General features: G+C 71.0%; 17 protein-coding genes. 15 read left to right on the top strand and 2 right to left on the bottom strand.

Going from position 1 to position 18,365, the window contains the following annotated elements; genetic code table 11:
* Positions 1–91 precede the first annotated feature (91 nt).
* The 12 genes from HPO96_RS05765 (at position 92) to HPO96_RS05710 (ending at position 13,489) form a co-directional block, all read left to right on the top strand.
* A complete protein-coding gene (locus HPO96_RS05765) occupies positions 92–694 on the top strand; it encodes an NAD(P)H-binding protein (RefSeq protein WP_171671600.1) in 603 nt (200 codons plus the stop codon).
* 98 nt (positions 695–792) lie between these two features.
* The gene (locus HPO96_RS05760; RefSeq protein ID WP_171671598.1) at positions 793–2,277 is read left to right on the top strand and encodes an amidohydrolase; all 1,485 of its coding nucleotides are present in this window, start codon (positions 793–795) and stop codon (positions 2,275–2,277) included.
* 25 nt (positions 2,278–2,302) lie between these two features.
* Positions 2,303–3,121: a M55 family metallopeptidase gene (locus HPO96_RS05755; protein ID WP_171671596.1), complete on the top strand. Its 819-nt coding sequence runs from the start codon at positions 2,303–2,305 to the stop codon at positions 3,119–3,121.
* 114 nt (positions 3,122–3,235) lie between these two features.
* Positions 3,236–4,312, top strand: a complete 1,077-nt coding sequence (locus HPO96_RS05750; protein WP_171671595.1) for an ABC transporter substrate-binding protein — start codon at positions 3,236–3,238, stop codon at positions 4,310–4,312.
* Positions 4,309–5,424: an o-succinylbenzoate synthase gene (gene menC, locus HPO96_RS05745; protein ID WP_171671593.1), complete on the top strand. Its 1,116-nt coding sequence runs from the start codon at positions 4,309–4,311 to the stop codon at positions 5,422–5,424. Before HPO96_RS05750 ends, menC begins: the two co-directional genes overlap by 4 nt.
* Positions 5,421–6,788: a serine hydrolase domain-containing protein gene (locus HPO96_RS05740; protein ID WP_171671592.1), complete on the top strand. Its 1,368-nt coding sequence runs from the start codon at positions 5,421–5,423 to the stop codon at positions 6,786–6,788. The genes menC and HPO96_RS05740 overlap by 4 nt, the downstream gene beginning before the upstream one ends.
* Positions 6,785–7,819 (top strand): FecCD family ABC transporter permease, encoded by a 1,035-nt coding sequence (locus tag HPO96_RS05735; protein WP_202885507.1) that lies wholly within the window; start codon positions 6,785–6,787, stop codon positions 7,817–7,819. Before HPO96_RS05740 ends, HPO96_RS05735 begins: the two co-directional genes overlap by 4 nt.
* The gene (locus HPO96_RS05730; RefSeq protein ID WP_171671590.1) at positions 7,816–8,877 is read left to right on the top strand and encodes an iron chelate uptake ABC transporter family permease subunit; all 1,062 of its coding nucleotides are present in this window, start codon (positions 7,816–7,818) and stop codon (positions 8,875–8,877) included. Before HPO96_RS05735 ends, HPO96_RS05730 begins: the two co-directional genes overlap by 4 nt.
* A 17-nt stretch (positions 8,878–8,894) precedes the next feature.
* On the top strand, positions 8,895–9,737 hold the full coding sequence (locus HPO96_RS05725; protein WP_171671588.1) for an ABC transporter ATP-binding protein: 843 nt from the start codon (positions 8,895–8,897) through the stop codon (positions 9,735–9,737).
* Positions 9,721–10,362: an FMN-binding negative transcriptional regulator gene (locus tag HPO96_RS05720; protein ID WP_171671587.1), complete on the top strand. Its 642-nt coding sequence runs from the start codon at positions 9,721–9,723 to the stop codon at positions 10,360–10,362. Before HPO96_RS05725 ends, HPO96_RS05720 begins: the two co-directional genes overlap by 17 nt.
* Positions 10,359–11,828 carry an amidohydrolase family protein gene (locus tag HPO96_RS05715; protein WP_171671585.1) on the top strand — a complete coding sequence of 490 codons (1,470 nt, stop codon included), beginning with the start codon at positions 10,359–10,361 and terminating at the stop codon, positions 11,826–11,828. The genes HPO96_RS05720 and HPO96_RS05715 overlap by 4 nt, the downstream gene beginning before the upstream one ends.
* Positions 11,829–11,917: 89 nt before the next feature.
* The gene (locus tag HPO96_RS05710; RefSeq protein WP_171671583.1) at positions 11,918–13,489 is read left to right on the top strand and encodes a PucR family transcriptional regulator; all 1,572 of its coding nucleotides are present in this window, start codon (positions 11,918–11,920) and stop codon (positions 13,487–13,489) included.
* Here HPO96_RS05710 and HPO96_RS05705 read toward each other — a convergent pair.
* Both HPO96_RS05705 and HPO96_RS05700 read right to left on the bottom strand, forming a co-directional pair.
* Positions 13,441–14,328, bottom strand: coding sequence for a GNAT family N-acetyltransferase (locus tag HPO96_RS05705; RefSeq protein WP_171671582.1), 888 nt, complete (start codon positions 14,326–14,328; stop codon positions 13,441–13,443). The genes HPO96_RS05710 and HPO96_RS05705 overlap by 49 nt on opposite strands.
* Before the next feature lie 135 nt (positions 14,329–14,463).
* Positions 14,464–15,495, bottom strand: coding sequence for an NsdA family TPR-like regulatory protein (locus tag HPO96_RS05700; protein ID WP_171671580.1), 1,032 nt, complete (start codon positions 15,493–15,495; stop codon positions 14,464–14,466).
* Positions 15,496–15,550: 55 nt separating this feature from the next.
* Between HPO96_RS05700 and HPO96_RS05695 the strand changes: the two genes are divergently transcribed.
* The 3 genes from HPO96_RS05695 to HPO96_RS05685 all read left to right on the top strand — a co-directional run bounded on the left by HPO96_RS05695 (position 15,551) and on the right by HPO96_RS05685 (position 18,338).
* Complete coding sequence (locus HPO96_RS05695) at positions 15,551–16,528, top strand: AraC family transcriptional regulator (protein ID WP_171671579.1); 978 nt, start codon at positions 15,551–15,553, stop codon at positions 16,526–16,528.
* A gap of 62 nt (positions 16,529–16,590) precedes the next feature.
* Positions 16,591–17,616: a hypothetical protein gene (locus HPO96_RS05690; RefSeq protein WP_171671577.1), complete on the top strand. Its 1,026-nt coding sequence runs from the start codon at positions 16,591–16,593 to the stop codon at positions 17,614–17,616.
* Entirely contained in the window at positions 17,613–18,338 is a 726-nt protein-coding gene (locus tag HPO96_RS05685) for an LppM family (lipo)protein (RefSeq protein WP_171671575.1), read from the top strand. Before HPO96_RS05690 ends, HPO96_RS05685 begins: the two co-directional genes overlap by 4 nt.
* Positions 18,339–18,365: the final 27 nt, after the last annotated feature.

Here is an 18,365-nt window from a genome sequence, read left to right as displayed (position 1 = left end):
TTGTGGCCAGCAGGTGAGCTGTGATCGGACTGGTCGGTGAGTCGCTTCCCGGCGTCCTCTGGAGGCTGTCAACGAGCTGAAGGAGAGTGCAGTGAAGATCGCGGTGTACGGGTCGAGTGGGATGGTCGGCAGCCGGGTGGCCGCCGAGGCGGTGGCGCGGGGGCACGATGTCGTCGGGGTCACTCGGTCCGGTGGTGTGTCACCGGACGGCGTCCGCGCGGTCACCGGGAGTGCGAACGACCCGGTGGCGGCCAAGGAGCTGGCGGCGACGGTCGACGTCGTGGTGTCGGCCATCGGGCCGGCCGGCGGTGACCCGCGGGACTTCGTGCGGGCTATCGAGACCCTGATCACGGCCACGGTCGGCACCCGCCTGATGGTCGTCGGCGGCGCGGGCAGCCTGCTCGTCAACGGCCGCCTCCTCCTGGACGCCCCCGGCTTCCCGGAGATCTACCGCCCACCCGCCCTCGCCCTGGCCGAAGTCCTCGACACCCTCCGGGCCACCCCGCCCGAGGTCGACTGGACCCTGTTCTCCCCGGCCCCCGAGATCGCCCCCGGCGAGCGCACCGGCATCTTCACCCTCGGCGCCGACGAACCGGTCGGCACCCACATCTCCGCCGAAGACTTCGCCGTCGCCCTCATCGACGAACTCGAACACCCCGTCCACCGCCGCCGCCGCTTCACGATCGCCTACTGAACCACCCGCCCCCACCTTGTCCGACTCGACGAGGTGGGGGCGGCAAATGTGTGGGATGGGCCGGTGCTTGGGGTGGGTGGGACCGGGAGAGTGTCGGTATGACGCTTTCCAGGACGTTGACTCGGGTTCGGTTGGTGGGGACGTCGTCAGGTGCGGACGGCCGGTTGTCGGACGTCGTGCTGCGGGACGGGCTGGTTGCGGCGGTGCGGCCGAGTGGCAGTGCGCCGGTGGTGGGGGAGTCCGTCGATCTGGACGGGCGGGTGGTGATGCCCGGGCTGTGGGATCACCATGTGCATTTCGACATGCTGGCGCTGAGCGAGAGCCGGCTGGATGTGTCGGGTGCGCAGTCGGCGGCCGAGTGTGCGGCGCTGGTGGGGGAGCGGGTCGCCGGGCGGGCAGTGGCCCCGGGCGCGACTCTGGTCGGGACGGGCTTTCAGGATGGGACGTGGCTCGACCGGCCGACCGCGGAGCTGTTGGACAAGCACAGCGCCGACGTACCGGTCGTTCTGATCAGCCACGACATCCATTGCGCCTGGCTCAACACCGCGGCGTTGCGCCGCTGGGTGCCGGGGCTGGCCTCGGACGGGCTCGTCCTGGAGGACGACTGCTACGAGTTGGTGGCCAGAGTCAACGACCTGCCGATCGCCGAGCTCGACGCTCTGGTCGCCGAGTCGGTACGCCGGGCGCACGCGCGCGGGGTCGTCGGCATCATCGAGTTCGAGCGCCGCCCCAACCTGGACAGCTGGGTCCGCCGAACCCGCGCCGGTACGTCGATGCGCGTCGCCTGCGGTGTCTACACCGATCACCTGGACGACGCGATCCAGCGTGGCCTGGCCACCGGAGACGTCCTCCCCGACACCCGCGGCCTGGTCGAGATGGGCTCGTTCAAGATCGTCGTCGACGGCTCCCTGAACACCCGGACCGCCTGGTGCCACGACGCCTTCCCCGGCCTGGCGGGGGACACGGCGTACGGCGTCCAGTCGGTTCGGGCCGACGACCTGGACGAGCTCGTCGGCCGGGCGCACGCGGCCGGGATCGCATCCGCCGTGCACGCCATCGGCGATCGCGCCAACACCCTTGCCCTCGACACCTTCGAGCGGACGGGCGCCCGCGGGACGATCGAGCACGCGCAGCTGCTCAGCAGCGCAGATCTCGGCCGCTTCGCCCGCCTCGGCGTCGCCGCGAGCGTCCAGCCCCGGCACGCGATCGACGACCGGGACGTCGCCGACAAACACTGGGCCGGGCGCACCGAGCGCGCCTTCCCGCTCGCCGGGCTGCTGGCCGCCGGTGCTCGCCTCCTGCTCGGATCGGACGCCCCCGTGGCCCCGCTCGACCCTTGGGTCTCGATCGCCGCCGCAGTCACCCGAACCGACGCCGGGCAAGAGCCCTGGCATGCGGAGCAGCGGATCTCGGTCAGCCAGGCGCTGGCCGCATCGACCCGCCGCGAACGGATCGAACCCGGGCAGCCGGCCGACCTCGTCGTCCTCGCGGCCGACCCGCACGCACTCGACGTCGAGCAGCTCGCCACCGTGCCGGTCGAGGCCACGGTGGTCGCGGGCGAGCTGGTGCACGGCAACTGGTGAACCACGAGAACAGGAGCGCAACTGCATGCGAGTCTTCATCTCCGTCGACATGGAGGGCATCGCGGGGATCGCGACGCCGGACCAGGCGTACCACGGCGGTCACAACTACCCGATGGCGCAACGGCTGATCACGGCGGAGACGAACGCGGCGATCGCCGGCGCCTTCGACGGGGGCGCCACCGAGGTCCTGGTCAACGACGCGCACGGCACGATGGACAACCTGCTGCCCGAGCTGCTCGACGAGCGGGCCGAAGTCCTGCAGGGGCGGCCGAAGGCGCAGTGCATGATCCAGGGGATGACGTCCGAGCACGACGTCGCCCTGTTCGTCGGCTATCACGCGCCCGCGGGCTTGCCGGGCGTCTTCTCGCACACGCTGTCCTCGCTGGCCTTCACCCGATTCCTGGTGAACGGCGAGATCGCTTCGGAGACCGACCTCGGGGTCCTGCAGGCCGCCGCGCTGGGCGTACCGGTCGGCCTGGTGACGGGTGATGACGAGATCTGCCGGCTGACCCGGGAGAAGCACGCCGGAGTCGAGGCCGTCCAGGTGAAACGGGCCGTCGGGCAGTTCGCGGCGGCGTCCGTCCATCCGGTCAAGGCGCAGGAGCTGGTCCGGGCCGGGGCGGCGGCCGCCGTCCGGCGGGCCGACACGCTGCCGGTCCCACAGTTGCCCGAGGCACTCACTCTGACCGTGGACCTGAAGATGCCCGCGCACGCCGAGATCGGCGCGCTGATCCCCGGAATGCGCCAGATCGACCGGCTGCGACTGGAGTTCGACGCGGCGTCACCGGATCAGCTGCTGGGGGTGTGCGCCCTGCTCTGGGAGACCGCGCCCGGACACGTCTGAACCAACGGATCGGGGCCGGAGAGTTCGTCGGCTTCGCCGACGCAACGGCGGTGCGGCGCTACCTAGCATGTGCGACACCTGAGCGCGGGGACAGACTCTGAAGGAGTGGTCGGAATGAGCAGGCCAACGGCACACGGCGCGGCACGCGTCTACTCGCAGAACAGTTTCGGACGCCGTCGCCTGCTCGCCGGGCTCGGCGCACTGGGCGCGGCGAGCGTTCTCCCCGGATGTACGAACGACGGGCTGAAACCGTCCGGAGCGGCATCCGACGCGCCTACCAGCAGCACCATCGAGCATGCGTACGGCAAGACCACCGTCCCGCCGGACCCGAAGCGGATCGTCGCCCTCGGGCAGACCGATATCGACGTCCTGGTGGCCCTCGGCGTCCCGCCGATCGCGGTCGGCGTCTTCAGCGGGGACTGGTACTCGCCGCTGCACCCGTGGAACAAGGACGCGTTCCCGAAGGCCCCGGCGTTCCTCGACTTCGAGGAGTACTCCGTCGAGCAGATCCTGGCCCTGAAACCGGATCTGATCACCGGCGTGATGGGCGGGATGACCAAGAAGGAGTACGACAAACTCAGCGCGATCTGCCCGGTGCTGGCGCAGCCGAAGGGGTTCACCGACTGGAACACCCCGATGGACCAGCACACCCAGATGCTCGCCCAGGCGCTGAACAAGGTTGACAAGGGCAACGAGCTGGTCAGCGCGGCGCGCGCCAAGCTGTCGGCGGCCGGGGCCGAGAACACCGGTTTCGCCGGGCTGACCATCGCGCTCGCGGAGCGCTGGGGCGAGACCTACAAGGTGATCGGCCCGTCCACGCCGCGATCGAAGTTCTTCACCGACCTCGGCTTCAAGACGCTGCCCGAGCTGGACAAGCTGATCGGCAAGGCCTACAGCGCGGACATCTCGTCCGAGAAGCTCTCGCTGGTCGGCAAGGCCGATCTGGTGCTCTGGACGACCGATGGCGGCCAGGTCGAGGCGCTGAAGAAGAACCCGGTCGTCGCCGGGCTGAAGTCCACCAAGGAGGGCCGCTCGCTGTGGTCCACCGGAATGAAAGGCGACTCGGCGTTCTGGGCGATGGACTGGGGGACCGTGCTGAGTCTGCCGTACGCGATCGAGCACGTCGTCCCGCAGATCAAACTCGCGATCGACGGCGCCCCGGACACCAAGGTGGCGAACTTCTCCTCATGACCGGATTGATCGAGACCATCGAAGTCCGCACGGTGCGCCTGCCGCTGCGGTCGCCGTTCCGGACGTCGAACGGCGTCAGCACCGAGCGCGAGATCGTGCTCGTCCGGCTGGCCGGCGGCGGCGTCGAGGGCTGGGGCGAATGTGTGGCCGAACAGGAGCCGACGTACTCACCCGAGTACAGCCGGGGCGCGGCCGACGTCCTGCGCTCGTTCCTGCTGCCCCGGCTGGTTGCGGCCGACGTGCAATCCGCGGCGGACGTCGCCCCAGCGCTATACGGGATTGTCGGGCACCCGATGGCGAAGGCCGCGCTGGAGCTGGCGGTCCTCGACCTCGAGCTCCGGCAGCGCGAGATCTCCCTCGCCCGCTACTTCGGGGCCGCCCGGACCAGGATTCCGGCCGGGGTCTCGGTCGGCATCCAGCCGTCGGTTCCGGCCCTGCTGGACGTCGTCAGCGGATTCCTCGACGAGGGCTACCAGCGGATCAAGCTGAAGATCCAGCCCGGCTGGGACGTCGAGCCGGTGCGCGCGGTCCGCCAGCGGTTCGGGACCGAACTCCCGTTGCAGGTAGACGCCAACTCGGCGTACGACCTCGCGGACGCCGCACACCTGCGCCGGCTCGACGAGTTCGGGCTGCTGCTGATCGAGCAGCCCTTGCACCACGACGATCTCTTCCAGCACGCCCGGCTGGCCGAGCTGATCACGACGCCGGTCTGCCTGGACGAGTCGATCGTGTCGGCCCGGGCCGCGGCGGCCGCGATCTCGCTCGGCGCGGCCCGGATCATCAACATCAAACCCGGCCGCGTCGGCGGGTACCTGGAGGCCCGCCGGATCCACGACCTCGCGCAGGCGCATGGCGTGGCGGTCTGGTGCGGCGGCATGCTGGAGAGCGGGATCGGCCGCCGGGCCAACATCGCGCTGGCCGCGCTGCCCGGGTTCACGCTGCCCGGCGACACCTCGGCCTCGAACCGCTTCTACGACACCGACCTCACCGCGCCGGTCACCCTGGAATCCGACGGGCACGTGCTGGTCCCGACCGGCCCGGGGATCGGCGCCGCCCCCGATCCGGAGCTGCTGGCCAAGTTCACCGAAGACAGCTGGAGCTACGAACGATGAGTGAACCCACCCTCGTACCGAGCCTCGACCAGGTCGCCGACCAGCTCGTGGCGCTGGTCGGCGAGCACAAGTTGCCGTCCCTCGCCGTCGCGGTTGCCCACGGCAACCAGGTGCAGGCGCGCGGTTTCGGGACGGCCGATCTGGAGGGCCGGCCGGCGACCGGCGACACGCCGTACCTGCTGGCCTCGGTCACCAAGCCGCTGGTAGGCACGCTGTGCGCTCTCCTCGCCCAGCAGGGCCTGATCGATCTCGACGAGCCGCTCGGCGACCGGCTGCCCTGGCTCGACGAGAAGAACCGGGCCACCGTCCGTCAGGCGCTCAGCCACACCGCCGGCTTCGGCCGCTACTGGGACTTCGCGTACGGCGAGCCGACGCCTGAGCTCGAGTACGTCGTGCAGCGGTACGGCGTCCAGATCCGCCCGCCCGGCACCCGCTTCGAGTACGCCAACCTCGGGTACGGCGTCCTCGAACCCTGGCTGCTCGCGGCCACCGAGCAGCCGCTGGCCGAACTGCTGCGGCGGCACCTCTTCGAGCCGTTCGGCCTCACCTCCGGCGCGTTCGGCCCGGGAGCGGGCGGCCCACAGGCGGCAGTGCAGTACACCGCCGAGAAGCTGTTGCCCTACCCCACGATCTACAGCAGTCACTCCGCCGCGGGCATGGCGTGGATGTCCGCCGCCGACCTGGCCCGCTTCGGTCAGCTGCACGTCAAGGGCACCACCGCGCTGACACCCGCGTCCGCGGCCGCCGTACGGCGACCCGGCGTCGCTCCGGCCTCCAAGGGTGCTGATGTCTACGGACTCGGGCTGAACGTACGCCGTCCCGGTGGCGTCGAGGTGCTGACTCACCTCGGCGACATGTGCGGCGTGGGTGCGTCGATCGCCATCCTCCCCGAGCAGGGCGTCAGTGTGGCCGCGGTCATCAACCGGACCGGCTCCTGCTTGCAGGCGCGGACGGCATGCGAGCTCCTCCTCGACGGTTTGGTCAGCCGGATCGGATCGGACGACGGTCCGCCGCCGTCCGCGGTCCGTGCGATCGGGGAGTGGGCCGGGTACGCCGAAACGCCCACCGGCCGCGTGCCGCTGCGGCTCGGGGTGACGGCCGACGAAGCCGCCTGGGTCGAGGTCGCGGGCGGCGCCCGCATCCCGGCCCGGCTCGAAGCGGACGAATCGTACGACGTGATGTTCGCAGCCGACGTACAGCTCCCGACCCCGGACGCGATGCTGGCCAGTCCGTGGCTCGAACTCGCCCTCGACGTCCAGACCGATCGGCTGGTCGGCTCCGCGCGCGCCGTCAAACACGGCGAGGCGGGCGACCGGGTGGGCAACTGCCTCACCCACTGGTGCGAACTGGAACGCGTCCAATGAGTACCGAGGTGTTGTCGCCGCCGGTGGCGGTCAACGACGTTCGGCGTCGGTTGGTGCTCGGGCTCGGAGTCGCAGCGGCGATCCTGGTCCTGCTGATGGCGGCCAGCCTGGCGTTCGGGGCCGAGCACGTGCCGTTCGGCCAGGTCTGGCAAGCGCTGACTGTGGGCGGCACGGACTCCGACGTGATCGTGCGTGACGTCCGGCTGCCGCGCACGCTGCTCGGCGTCCTGGTCGGTTCGGCGCTGGCCGTGGCCGGTGCGCTGATGCAGGCGCTGAGCCGTAACCCGCTCGCGGAGCCCGGCCTGCTCGGCGTGAATGCCGGCGCCTCGCTCGGCGTGGTGATCGCGATGGCGTACTTCGGGATCGGCGCGCTCTCCGGCTACGTCTGGTTCGCGCTCATCGGCGCGAGTATCGCGACCGTCGCCGTCTATGCGCTCGGATCGGCCGGTACCGCGGGCGCCAGCCCGGCCCGGCTGGCTCTCGCGGGCGCGGCGATCACCGCAGCGCTCACCGGCGCGATCTCCGCGATCGTGCTGCTGTCATCCACGGTCTTCAACGGCTTCCGGGCCTGGAGCGTCGGCACACTGTCCGGCCGAACCATCCCGGTCGTCGTCCAGGTCGCGCCGTTCGTCGTGATCGGCCTGATCCTGGCCTTGTTCCTGGTCTCCTCGCTGAATGCACTCGCCCTCGGCGAAGACGCGGCGAAGGGCCTCGGTGCGAACGTCGCCCGAACCCGGCTCCTCGGCGTCGTGGCGACCACCCTGCTCTGCGGGGCCGCCACCGCTGCCGCCGGGCCGATCTCGTTCGTCGGCCTCGTCGTCCCGCACATGGTGCGAACCTTCACCGGCCCCGACCATCGCTGGGTGTTGCCGTACTGCCTGCTCGTCGGGCCGATCCTGATGATCGCCGCCGATCTGGCCGGGCGGATGATCGCCCGGCCTGGTGAGTTGCCAACGGCACTGGTCACCGCCGTCGTCGGCGCGCCGGTGTTCGTCTACCTGATCCGCCGCCGTCGGATGGCCGGGCTGTGACGGCGCCGCGGGTGGTGCAGAGCGGGCCGGCGATCGCGCGGCTCGCGTACGGCGACTGGTCGGTGCTGTGGCGGCCGCGCGCCGTGATCGCGAGTGGCCTGGTCGTGCTGGCCATGCTCGCGTTCGCGCTGGTGCAGCTGTGCAGCGGCGACTATCCGATGACGCCGGGGGAGGTGCTCGCGACGCTCAGCGGCCGCGGCGCCGCGACCCAGGAGTTCGTCATCTACAACCTGCGGCTGCCGCGGCTGCTGACCGCGGCCTTCGTCGGGCTCGCGCTCGGCGCCAGTGGCGCGATCTTCCAATCCGTGACGCGGAACCCGCTGGGCAGCCCGGAGATCATGGGCTTCACGATGGGCGCCTCGGCCGGTGCGGTGGCCACGGTGCTCGTGCTCGGCGGTCAGGAGCTCGCCGGGATGGGCGGTGCACTCGTCGGCGGCTTCGTGACCGCGGCCGTCGTCTACCGGCTCGCCTGTCGCGGCGGCGGCGTCCAGGGGTTCCGCCTGATCCTGGTCGGCGTCGCGGCGACGGCGCTGCTCGACAGCCTGGTCTCGTACTTGTTGCTCCGGGCCCGCTTGCAGGACGCCGAGGGCGCGTACACCTGGCTGGTCGGCAGCCTGAACGGCGCGGACTGGCAGCAGGTGCAGATCATCGGCCTGACCATCGCCGTGCTGATCGTCCCGGTCCTTGCTATTGGTAACCAGATGCGGCTGCTGGAGATGGGCGACGACCTCGCGCAGGGGCTCGGCATCCGGGTCAAGGTGACCCGGCGGCGGCTGCTGGTGATCGGCACCGTGCTCTGCGCCGCCGCGGTGGCGACCGCGGGGCCGATCGCGTTCGTCGCGCTGGCCGCGCCGCAGATCATGCGCCGGCTGACCGGCGGCTCGGTGTCGATCGTGCCCGCGGCGCTGATGGGCGCACTGATCCTGATCGTCGGCGATCTGGCCGCGCAGCGGATCTGGCCGGACACCCAGATGCCGGTCGGCATCCCGACCCTTTGTATCGGCGGCACCTACCTGGCCTGGCTGCTGTACCAGCAGAGCCGTGCCTCCCGACTCTGACCAGGAACGAGTGAGCCATGACTGACGTTCAGACCGTGCCCGAGACCCAGCCCGGCAACCGCCTGCGCGCCCACGACCTGTCGCTGAAGTACGGCGAGCGCGTGGTCGCGGAGAACCTGTCGATCGACATCCCGGACAACTCGCTGACGATGATCGTCGGCCCGAACGCCTGCGGGAAGTCGACGCTGCTCCGGTCACTCGCGCGGTTGCTCCCGCCGGACCGCGGCAGCGTCGTCCTCGACGGGCAGGACATCTCCCGCTACCCCTCGAAGGAGGTCGCGCGCCGGCTCGGCCTGCTCCCGCAGACGTCGATCGCCCCGGACGGTATCACCGTGGCCGACCTGGTCGCCCGCGGCCGGTTCCCGCATCAGAAGTTCCTGCGGCAGTGGTCGACCGACGACGACGTCGCGGTCAAGGCCGCGCTGGATCGGACCAACACCACCGAGCTGGCGAGCCGGTTCGTCGACGAGCTGTCCGGCGGGCAGCGACAACGCGTCTGGCTGGCGATGGCGCTGGCCCAGGAGACGCCGTTGCTCCTGCTCGACGAGCCGACGACCTACCTGGACATCGCCCACCAGGTAGAGGTGCTGGACCTGTGCGCCGAACTGCAGGAGAGCGGCGACCGGACCGTCGTCGTGGTGCTGCACGAGCTCAACCTGGCCGCGCGGTACGCGACCCACCTGATCGCGATGCGCGCCGGGCAGGTCGTTGCCCAGGGCAATCCCAAGGAGATCGTCACCCCGGAGCTGATCGAGAACGTCTACCAGCTCCGGTGCTCGATCATCGACGACCCGGAGACCGGGACGCCGCTCGTCGTCCCGGCCGCCCGGAGGAGTGTGGATCGTGTACGTCAATCCTGATTTCACCGCCGACACCCGGCAGGCGCACGAGCTGATCACCCGCTGGCCGTTCGCCGTCCTGGTCGCGGTCGAGCCGGAGGTCCGGCTCGCGTTCGTCCCGCTCGAACTGCGCGCGCAGGAGGGCCGGTTCGGCACGCTGGTCGGGCACGTCTCGGCCGCCGACCCGATGGCGGCCGCGATCCGCGCGGGTACCGAGCTGCGGGTGGCCTTCACCGGGCCGACCGCCTACGTGAGCCCGGCGTGGTATGCCGATGCCGGGCTCCCGACGTACAACTTCGGCGCGGTCGAGGCCGCCGGCGCCGCCGAGCCGATGGACGATCCACGCCACGTCGAAAGGCATCTGATGACGCTGCTCTCCCAGCACGAGAAGGCCCGGACCGACGAAGGTGAGCGCTGGCGGCCGGACCGGTGGGCGCGGGACCGGACGACGGAGCTACTGAGCGAGCTGCAGGCGTTCACCATGGAGATCGAGCGCCTGGAGGTGAAGCTGAAGATGGGGCAGAACCGAACCCCTGGCGACCGGGTCGGCACGATCAGCGGCCTGGAGTCCGCCGGCCGGGCGCGCCTGTCCGAGGCCGCCGCGATGATGCGGATGCGGTACGGCGCCGACGGGTGCCCGCGATGAGCGGCCGGGCGGACGTCGCTCTGGTCGGCGGCCGGGTGATCGACCCGGAGACCGGGCTCGACGACATCCGGACGGTCGCCTTCACCGGCGGCGAGATCAGCCACGTGACGACCGAGTTCGTCGCGGCCCGGAAGGTCATCGACGCGACCGGGCTGGTTGTCGCTCCCGGCTTCATCGATCTGCACAGCCACGCCCAGTCCCTGCTCGGCGCTCGCCTGCAGGCGCTGGACGGCGTCACCACCGCGCTCGACCTGGAGGCCGGCCGCTGGCCGGTCGGCCCGGCGATCCGGGCCGCGGAGGACCAGGGCCGCCCGATCAACTTCGGGTTCTCGGCCGGCTGGGCCCATGCCCGGGCGACGATCGCGGGCGGCGAGAAGTTCGGCCCGGACGTCGTGCTGCCCGCGGCCCCCGGGTGGGACCAGCCGTGGTCGGATCGCCAGGTCACCGACGTCCTGGAGCTGCTCGCGGAGGAGTTGGCCGCGGGAGCGATCGGCATCGGCGTCCTGCTCGGCTATGCCCCCGGCGTGACCCGCGCCGAGTATCTGAACATCGCCCGGCTCGCGACCGAGTTCAACGTCGGCACCTTCACCCATGCCCGCTACCTCTCCGGCGCCGAGCCAGGCTCGTCCCTCGAAGGCGTCCTGGAGGTGATCGCGGCCTCGGCGGCAACCGGGGCGCCGATGCATCTCTGCCATCTGAACAGCACGTCCGGCCGCCAGGCGCCTGAGGTCGCCACTGCCGTGACGACGGCCGCCGCCCAAGGGCTGCACGTCACCGGCGAGGCCTATCCGTACGGCTCTGGCGCGACCGAGATCGGCGCCGCCTTCCTCAGCCCGGAGAACCTGCCCCGGCTCGGGATCGACCACTCCGCGGTTCATCTCCTCACTGCGGGCCGGCCGGTCCGCGATCGGGACGAGTACGCCGAGCTGCGCGCCACTCGGCCGGATACCGATGTGATCGTCGCGTTCCTGGACGAGGCCGATCCGGACGACCAAGCGACCCTGCTCGGGACGCTGCTGCTCCCTGACACCGCGATCGCCTCCGATGCCTTCACGCCGTTCCTCGATGCGGCGCCGGTGACGGCCGATCTCTGGCCGTCGCCGCCCGGCGCAGTGACCCATCCGCGCAGCGCGGGCTGTTTCGCGAAGGTGTTCCGCTGGCTGGTGCGCGATCTCGGGGCGCTCACGCTGCCGGACGCCGTCCGGCGCTGCACGCTCGTCCCGGCCCAGGTTCTGGCCGCGAGTGCGCCGCAGGCCCGGCGGAAGGGCCGGGTGCAGACGGGCTGTGACGCCGATCTGGTGGTGTTCGACCCGGCGCGGTTCGGTGACGTGGCGACGTACGAGGAGCTGGCGGCGTCCCGCGGGATGGTGCACGTCTTCGTCGACGGCGTCCCGGTCGTGCGGGACGGCGAGCTGCAACTCGAAGCCCGGCCCGGCCGCGCGATCGTCGGCGCGGGCGCCGGCTGACTCGGCCCGGCCTACCATCGATCATGGGCACCAATCCGGGCTCCGGCCGTGGACCGACGCTGGGCAGGGTTCTGCAGCATCTGGGACCGATGCTGCTCTCGACCCTGGCCGGCACGCCGCAGTACCTGACGCCGGTGGGCGGCGTCGTCGTCCATGACCCGAGTGACCCGCCCGCGCTACCGGCCGGCGCGATTCTGCTCGGCATCGGGGTGACCGATCCGGGCGAGATCGTCGAGCTCGTCGCGCTGGCCGATCAGCACGACGCCGCCGCGGTCGTGATCCGGCAGCCGATCGGCCGCGCGCCGGTCCTGTCCGACGACGGGACGGTGGTGCTCGGCGTACCGGCTGGGGTGTCGTGGCAACAAGTGATGGGCGTGCTGACCACGGCCATGCAGTCGGCGTTGCATCCGGCCGACCGCGGGCTGGACGGCCAGGAGGCCGGTGACCTGTTCGGGATGGCCGGTGCGATCAGCGATCTGATCGATGCCTCGATCACGATCGAGGACCGCAACTCGGTCGTGCTCGCGTACTCCGATCACCAGGGCGAGACCGACGCCATCCGCGTCGAGGTGATCCTCGGACGGCGGACGCCGGACGTCTACGCGGGTTTCGACGAGGAGCGCGGCGCGATGCGGTCGATCCGCGAGTCGCTGCGACCGGTCTACCTGCCGCCGCTGGCGTTGTCCGACGGCCGGCAGACCCGCGGCCGGGTCGCGCTCGCCGTCCGGGCCGGGGACGAGATCCTCGGGTTCATCTGGGCGGTCGCCGACAAACCGCTGAGCACCGAGAAAGATGATCTGCTGCTCGACGCGTCCCGGCTGGTCGCGCTGCACATGCTGCAGCTGCGCGCCGGTGCGGACGGCGCTCGTCGGCTGCGGACCGATCTGCTGGCAACTGCGCTGACCGGTGGTCCGGAGGCGCGCTCAGCGCTGGACCGGCTGCGGCTCGCGGATCGGCCGTTGATTGTCGTCGCACTGACCTTGGCCGGCGCCCACGCAGCAGCCGCTGCACACGTCACGAAGTCGCAGCGGGTGGCCGTGTCGTTCCAGGTGCATCTGGCCGGCAGTTGGGCGGACGCCGCGGTCGCACTGCTCGACGACACGGTCTACGCGCTGGTGCCGGCTCGGCGTCCGGACACTGCGGTCAGTCTGGAGTACCTGTGCCGGAACTTCGTCGAGCGCACCGCCGAGGACGCGATCGTGGGGATCGGCCGCGTCGTCGATCATCCAGCCGAGTTGGAGCTGTCCCGCGCGGACGCGGACCGGGCGTTGCGGGTGCTGGCCCGCCGGCCGTCGGCGCAGGGCGGGGATCGGGTCGCCCGCGCTTCGGAGATCGAGGCCGAGGCGATGCTGCTGGAGCTGCGCGATCTGGCGCTCGCGTCGAAACGCGGGCCGTTCGGGGCGTACGCGCGATTACTTGCCTATGACGACAATCGCGACTCGACCTTCCTGGTCGACTCGCTGCGCGCCTGGCTCGATGCCCATGGCGACGTGATGGCGGCCGCCGCGGCGACCCACGTGCACCAGAACACCTTCCGGTACCGGCTCAAGCGGTTGTCGGAGATCGGCGAGTTCTCACTCGACGACCCGGCGGCCAGATTTGCCCTGCAGCTTCAGCTGCGCCTCTGGCCGCCGGACTTGCCGGAGCGCTCGAGCAAGTAGCACCCGTCCCTGCGGACGTCGACGACCTTCCAGCCGTCGGCGAGCGCCCACGTCAGCGCGGCGCGCAGCCCGGCCCGCCACGCACTGGCCGCGGCCGGGTTCGTCCGTCGCAGCCCTTCGATATCGGCCGGGATCTGCAAGGTCAGCGGGCCGTTCGACTCCCCGGCCGGCAGTTGCAGCTGCGGTCGATCGCCTTGGCGGCTCAGCACGTACTCCGGCTCCCGGTCGAGCACGCTCGGGCGGCGCGGGTACGGGCGCAGCAGGTTCCAGTTCGCCAGCGCGCGGTCCGAGTCGTCGTGGCCGTTGAGGGCGTCGCCCATGTCGCCGTAGAAGTTCTCGAAGTAGCACTCGATCTCCGCGCCGAGCCGGTGCACGTTCAGATAGGCGTTGCGGGCAACCAACGGGTCGAACGTCCACGTGATGTTGGTTGCTCCCACACCCAAGGCCCAGTGCCGCTGATGGAGTTTCAGCGCGATGCCGGCGCCGCGGCCGCGCAGCTCGGGCAACATGCCCGCGATGTGGCTGTGCAGGGTCTGGGCCCGGGGCGGCGAGAAGAAGCCGGCGGCCGCGCCGACGACCCGATCGCCGACCCGGACCAGCGCGACGTAGTTGCCGCTGTGGGCCAGCGCGATCAGCGCGCCCGGCGTCAGCACGCTGCTCTCGCTGTCGTGCCAGACCTGGTCGAAGAGCCGGCTCGCCGCCTCGCAGTCCGCATGGCTGGTGGCGAGCTCGATCCGCACTCCGGCCCGCTCGGCCGCGTCGTCCGCCAGTACCTTCGCCTCCCGGACCCAGTTCTCCGGAACGAGCACCGCGTCGGGGGCCTTGCTGTCAGCCGTCATCACGTTTCTGCTCTGCCTCTCACGCCTGGGTAGCGGACTCGGCCATCCTGACCGGAACCACCCACCCACCGGCACAGCCCGCCTCACGAATTCCGGCGCGCTCCTTGGGTCATCCGGACGAACCGGTCCAGACGGCTACCTGTGGGGCTTCAGGCGGAGCTCGATCGCCTTCGCGGTGGCCGCGACCCGGGCCGAGCCGAGCTGGCCGCCGAGCGCCGTACCGCGTTCGAAGGCGTGCGCGGCCTGCTCGGGTTCGCCGGTGCCCAGATAGGCCCCGGCCAGCCAGAGCAGGTAGAGCGACTTGTCGCGGCCGCGGGCGTCGCCGAGGGCCGACAACGCGCGCTCCAGCGGCGGGATCGCGAGCGCCGGTTTTCCGAGGGCGATCCAGCAGGCGCCGGAGATCACGTCGAGGCTGGTGTCGTCCACCCAGTTGATCCACGGCGGCTCCGGGCCGGCGCGATCCGCCGACGCATAGGCCTCCCGGGCCGCATCCAGGGCCGCCTCGGATCGGCGTACGTCGCCGGCAGCCGCGTAAGCCCACGAGGCCCGCGCATGCACGTCCACCCGGACGAAGGGCGTCGCCGCGCCGTCCAGCGAGTCGACCGCCGCGGCTGCGGCCGCCGGGTCGGCTTCGAGGTAGGCGAGCAGCGCGAGCGCTTCGCTGACCAACGGCCGATCGCCTGCGTCGCTTGCGGCGGCCAGCGCGGTGCGATGCAGTTTGAGCGCCTCGGATCGGCGGCCCGCGTCGTGTGCGGACCAGCCGACCAGATGGGCGAGCTCGGCAACCATCCCGGACAGCACCTCGCGCTGCGGCCCCGCGTCGCGCAGCAGGTCGGTTGCCAGCCGCAACTCGCGCGCGTAGATCGGATAGGTCTCGTTCCCGCCCATCACGTCGTCCAGCCGCCGGAGCCCTTCGGTCCGGGCACGCAGCAACTCGAGCTCGGCCGTGCCGAGCCGCCCGGCCGCCCGCGGTTGGCCGCCCAGCAACTGCTCCAGCTCCGCCATCGAGATCCGCAGCGCCGCGGCCAGTTTCGCGCGGACGTAGGGATGCGGCGCCGTGACGCCGGACTCCCAGCGGGCGACCGTCGTCCGGTCGACCTCCAGCAGTGCGGCGAGCGCCGCCTGACTGAACCCGGCAGCCCGCCGGCGCTGCCCCAGGTCGTTCACTCTTCTACTGTAGACCGCACGCACAGTGACCTTCCGGTACCGGAAAATGAGGTTGATGGACGATCGGGCCCCGCTGAGCGGGTACGAAGTGCTCCGGACACGCGACGTCGACGTGGCCCGGCATCGCGTCGGGCGGACCTTCGCCGACCATCGGCTGACGATCAACGGGCAGCCGGAGCTGTTCGAGGCCCGGCACCACGTGGTGCCGCTGGGGTCGATGGCGCTCGCGTACCTTGACTACGGCTCCGAGGTGTGGCTGAACCCCGGGCCGATCGACGACATGGTGCTGGTGCATATGCCGTTGCGGGGTGCCGTCGACACCTACGGGCACCGGGAGCGGGTGGTCTCCACACCAGCGATGGCGTCGATCGCTCAACCGGAGCAGCCGTTCGCGATGCACTGGCAGGCGGGCAGCCCGCATCTGCTGGTCCGGTTCTCCGAGACCGAGCTGCGCCGTCTGCTCGGCCGGATGGTCGCTGCCGATCTGCAGCAGACGCTGCGCTTCAGCCTTGGCCAAGACCTGTGCTCGGAGCGGATGCGCTCCTGGCTGGAGGTAGTGCGGCTGGTCTGCCGGCAGGTCGACAGCGGATCGGACCTGTTCACTCATCCCTTGGCCGTCCGCAACCTCGAACAGCTGCTGACCTCAGGTTTCCTGTTGAGCAGCGCACATTCCGGCAGTGAGCTGCTGCATGGTCCGGAGCGCTCGGCGGCGCCGCGGAGTCTGCGGCTCGCGCTCGACTTCCTGTACGCGCATCTCGCTGATCCGATCACCGTCGAAGAGATCGCGGCCGCGGCGGGCGTCGGCGTCCGTGCGCTGCAAGAGTCGTTCCGGCGGCATCTGGAGACCACGCCGACGGCGTACCTGCGAAACCTCCGGCTGGACCAGGCCCGCGCGGACCTGCTCACCGGCCGGCCCGGCACCACCTCGGTCACCGACGTTGCGCTGCGCTGGGGTTTCGTCCACCTCGGCCGCTTCGCGGCCGACTACCGGAAGGCCTTCGGCGAATCACCGCGCGACACCCTGCTGCGCTAGTCGGCTGACCCACCTGCGCCGAGCGGATAGCCGCCCGGTTGGCACGTTCCTAAAGTCCAGAGGTGCGACCACGATTTCTCGCCCTCGGGCTTGCCCTACTCGCAGTCACCGCCTGCAGCAGCTCTCCACCCCCACCTCCACCACCTCCCGCTCCTTCGCCCACACCCGAATGGACCAAGCCGGAAGGCCTCGCGTTACTCACCAAGTCCGACACCGGCTACACCCTCCGGGTCTCCGACTGGGCTACCGGCGCGCGCGTCGACGATCTGCCCTTCCACCTCACCGATGGCGGTTTCAAGCCGGCCGTCCGGTCCGACCTCCGGTACGCCGCCCGCCGCAACGGCTACGCGACGATCGAGGTCTACGAACCGCGGGCGGGCGCCGGCTACGTGCTCACGGGCACCGTCAAGGATCAGGAGGCGACGCTCGGGGGCGGCAAGATCGACCTCGACGACCCCCGCTTCAACCCGGTGACCGGCCGGCTCTGGGTCACCGCCAGGCCGACCAAGGGCGACTCGTACTACCTGTCGATCGACCCCGCGAAACCGGCGGCGGAGCCACGGCGGGAAGGCGCCCGGATCTCCAGCTTGCGGCCCTGGGAATGGGGATTCGACAGCTTGGGCGCGGTGGTCGAGACACCGGAGTGGACCAAGAAGGAGCTCACCGTCGGCGGGAAGGCCGGCTACACCTTCAAGTACGCGCTGACGAAATCCGGCGAGCTCGCGTACGCCGGTCTGACCTTCACTGCGCATCCGACGTACGGCCGGGACGCGTACCAGCTGCTCGCCGAGGTCGCGCCGGGTGAGGTGCTGTTGCAGCACATCTACCCCAACACGATGGGGGAGGAGGGTGCGCTGCTGCGGGTGAACTTCGATGCGGACGCCAAAACGGTCCGGTATCGCACGGCCATCCCGGCGAGCGCCGATCGGGTCGTCTTCCAGACGCTCTACCCCGACAAACGCTCCGTGCTGGTCGCCACCGGACCGGCCTGGTTCCGGGTCCCGTTGGGCGGCGACGGCAACCAGTCCGAGCGGCTCCCGTCCACCCGATCCCGCGAGGTCGGCGAAGAGGTCGAGGTGATCAAGTGAAGCGGCTGGTTGCCGTGCTGACGGCGGTTCTCGCGGTGGTCGCGCTGAGCGGGTGCTTCCGGTACCGGGTGGACGGGAAGATCGGCGCGAACGGGCTGGTCAGCGGGTCGATCGTGATCGGCTACCCCAGCGACTCGGTGACCAAGGATCCGGGGCTGGGGGTCTATACCGACCTGAAGAAGTTCATGACGAAGAACGCGGCCGCGGTCTCGCGCGGGACCGCTTCGGTGCAGCCGATGGACGAGGGCGCGTTCCGCGGTTTCCGGATCACCTTCGCCGAGGTCGCGCTGACCGACTTCATCCAGCTGATGCGGCACGAAGCGGTCGGCCCGGGGGAAACCGGCGGCGTCGACTATCGCCTCACCCGGCAGGGCGACGAATTCGTGTTCGACGCGAAGGCGCTGGCCAAGGCCGACCAACCGCCACTTCCGCCGGAGATCTTCGAGCGGGCCGAGCTGGCCGTCTCGCTGACCTTCCCCGGGCCGGTTGTCGCCTCGAACGGCTCGGTCTCGGGATCGACCGTGACGTGGCGTCCGACCGGCGGGGAGCTTCCGCACCTGACCGCGACCGGCAAGCTCGCTCAGCCCGCTGACGGCCCGGTGGCCGGCGACTCCGGGAGCGGCGGCAACGACGTCCTGGTCGCCGTCCTCGCGGGCGGGGCCGGGGTGCTGATCCTCGCCGGAGCCGGTAGCTGGCTGGCTCTGCGGCGACGCGCTCGGTGACAGGAAAGCATTTTGTTTAATTGCGTT

This window comes from Kribbella sandramycini (assembly GCF_013131805.1).
Classification (GTDB): domain Bacteria; phylum Actinomycetota; class Actinomycetes; order Propionibacteriales; family Kribbellaceae; genus Kribbella; species Kribbella sandramycini.
Note: the sequence above shows the minus strand (reverse complement) of the source record. Positions and strands in the feature narration are given on the sequence as shown.

Excerpts from the sequence above, each read along its gene's own strand:
- HPO96_RS05705 (WP_171671582.1), bottom strand. The coding sequence starts at position 14,328 with ATGACGGCTGACAGCAAGGCCCCCGACGCGGTGCTCGTTCCGGAGAAC.
- HPO96_RS05755 (WP_171671596.1), top strand. The coding sequence starts at position 2,303 with ATGCGAGTCTTCATCTCCGTCGACATGGAGGGCATCGCGGGGATCGCG.
- menC (WP_171671593.1), top strand. The coding sequence starts at position 4,309 with ATGACCGGATTGATCGAGACCATCGAAGTCCGCACGGTGCGCCTGCCG.
- HPO96_RS05715 (WP_171671585.1), top strand. The coding sequence starts at position 10,359 with ATGAGCGGCCGGGCGGACGTCGCTCTGGTCGGCGGCCGGGTGATCGAC.
- HPO96_RS05695 (WP_171671579.1), top strand. The coding sequence starts at position 15,551 with ATGGACGATCGGGCCCCGCTGAGCGGGTACGAAGTGCTCCGGACACGC.
- HPO96_RS05725 (WP_171671588.1), top strand. The coding sequence starts at position 8,895 with ATGACTGACGTTCAGACCGTGCCCGAGACCCAGCCCGGCAACCGCCTG.
- HPO96_RS05710 (WP_171671583.1), top strand. The coding sequence starts at position 11,918 with ATGCTGCTCTCGACCCTGGCCGGCACGCCGCAGTACCTGACGCCGGTG.
- HPO96_RS05750 (WP_171671595.1), top strand. The coding sequence starts at position 3,236 with ATGAGCAGGCCAACGGCACACGGCGCGGCACGCGTCTACTCGCAGAAC.
- HPO96_RS05740 (WP_171671592.1), top strand. The coding sequence starts at position 5,421 with ATGAGTGAACCCACCCTCGTACCGAGCCTCGACCAGGTCGCCGACCAG.
- HPO96_RS05735 (WP_202885507.1), top strand. The coding sequence starts at position 6,785 with ATGAGTACCGAGGTGTTGTCGCCGCCGGTGGCGGTCAACGACGTTCGG.
- HPO96_RS05760 (WP_171671598.1), top strand. The coding sequence starts at position 793 with ATGACGCTTTCCAGGACGTTGACTCGGGTTCGGTTGGTGGGGACGTCG.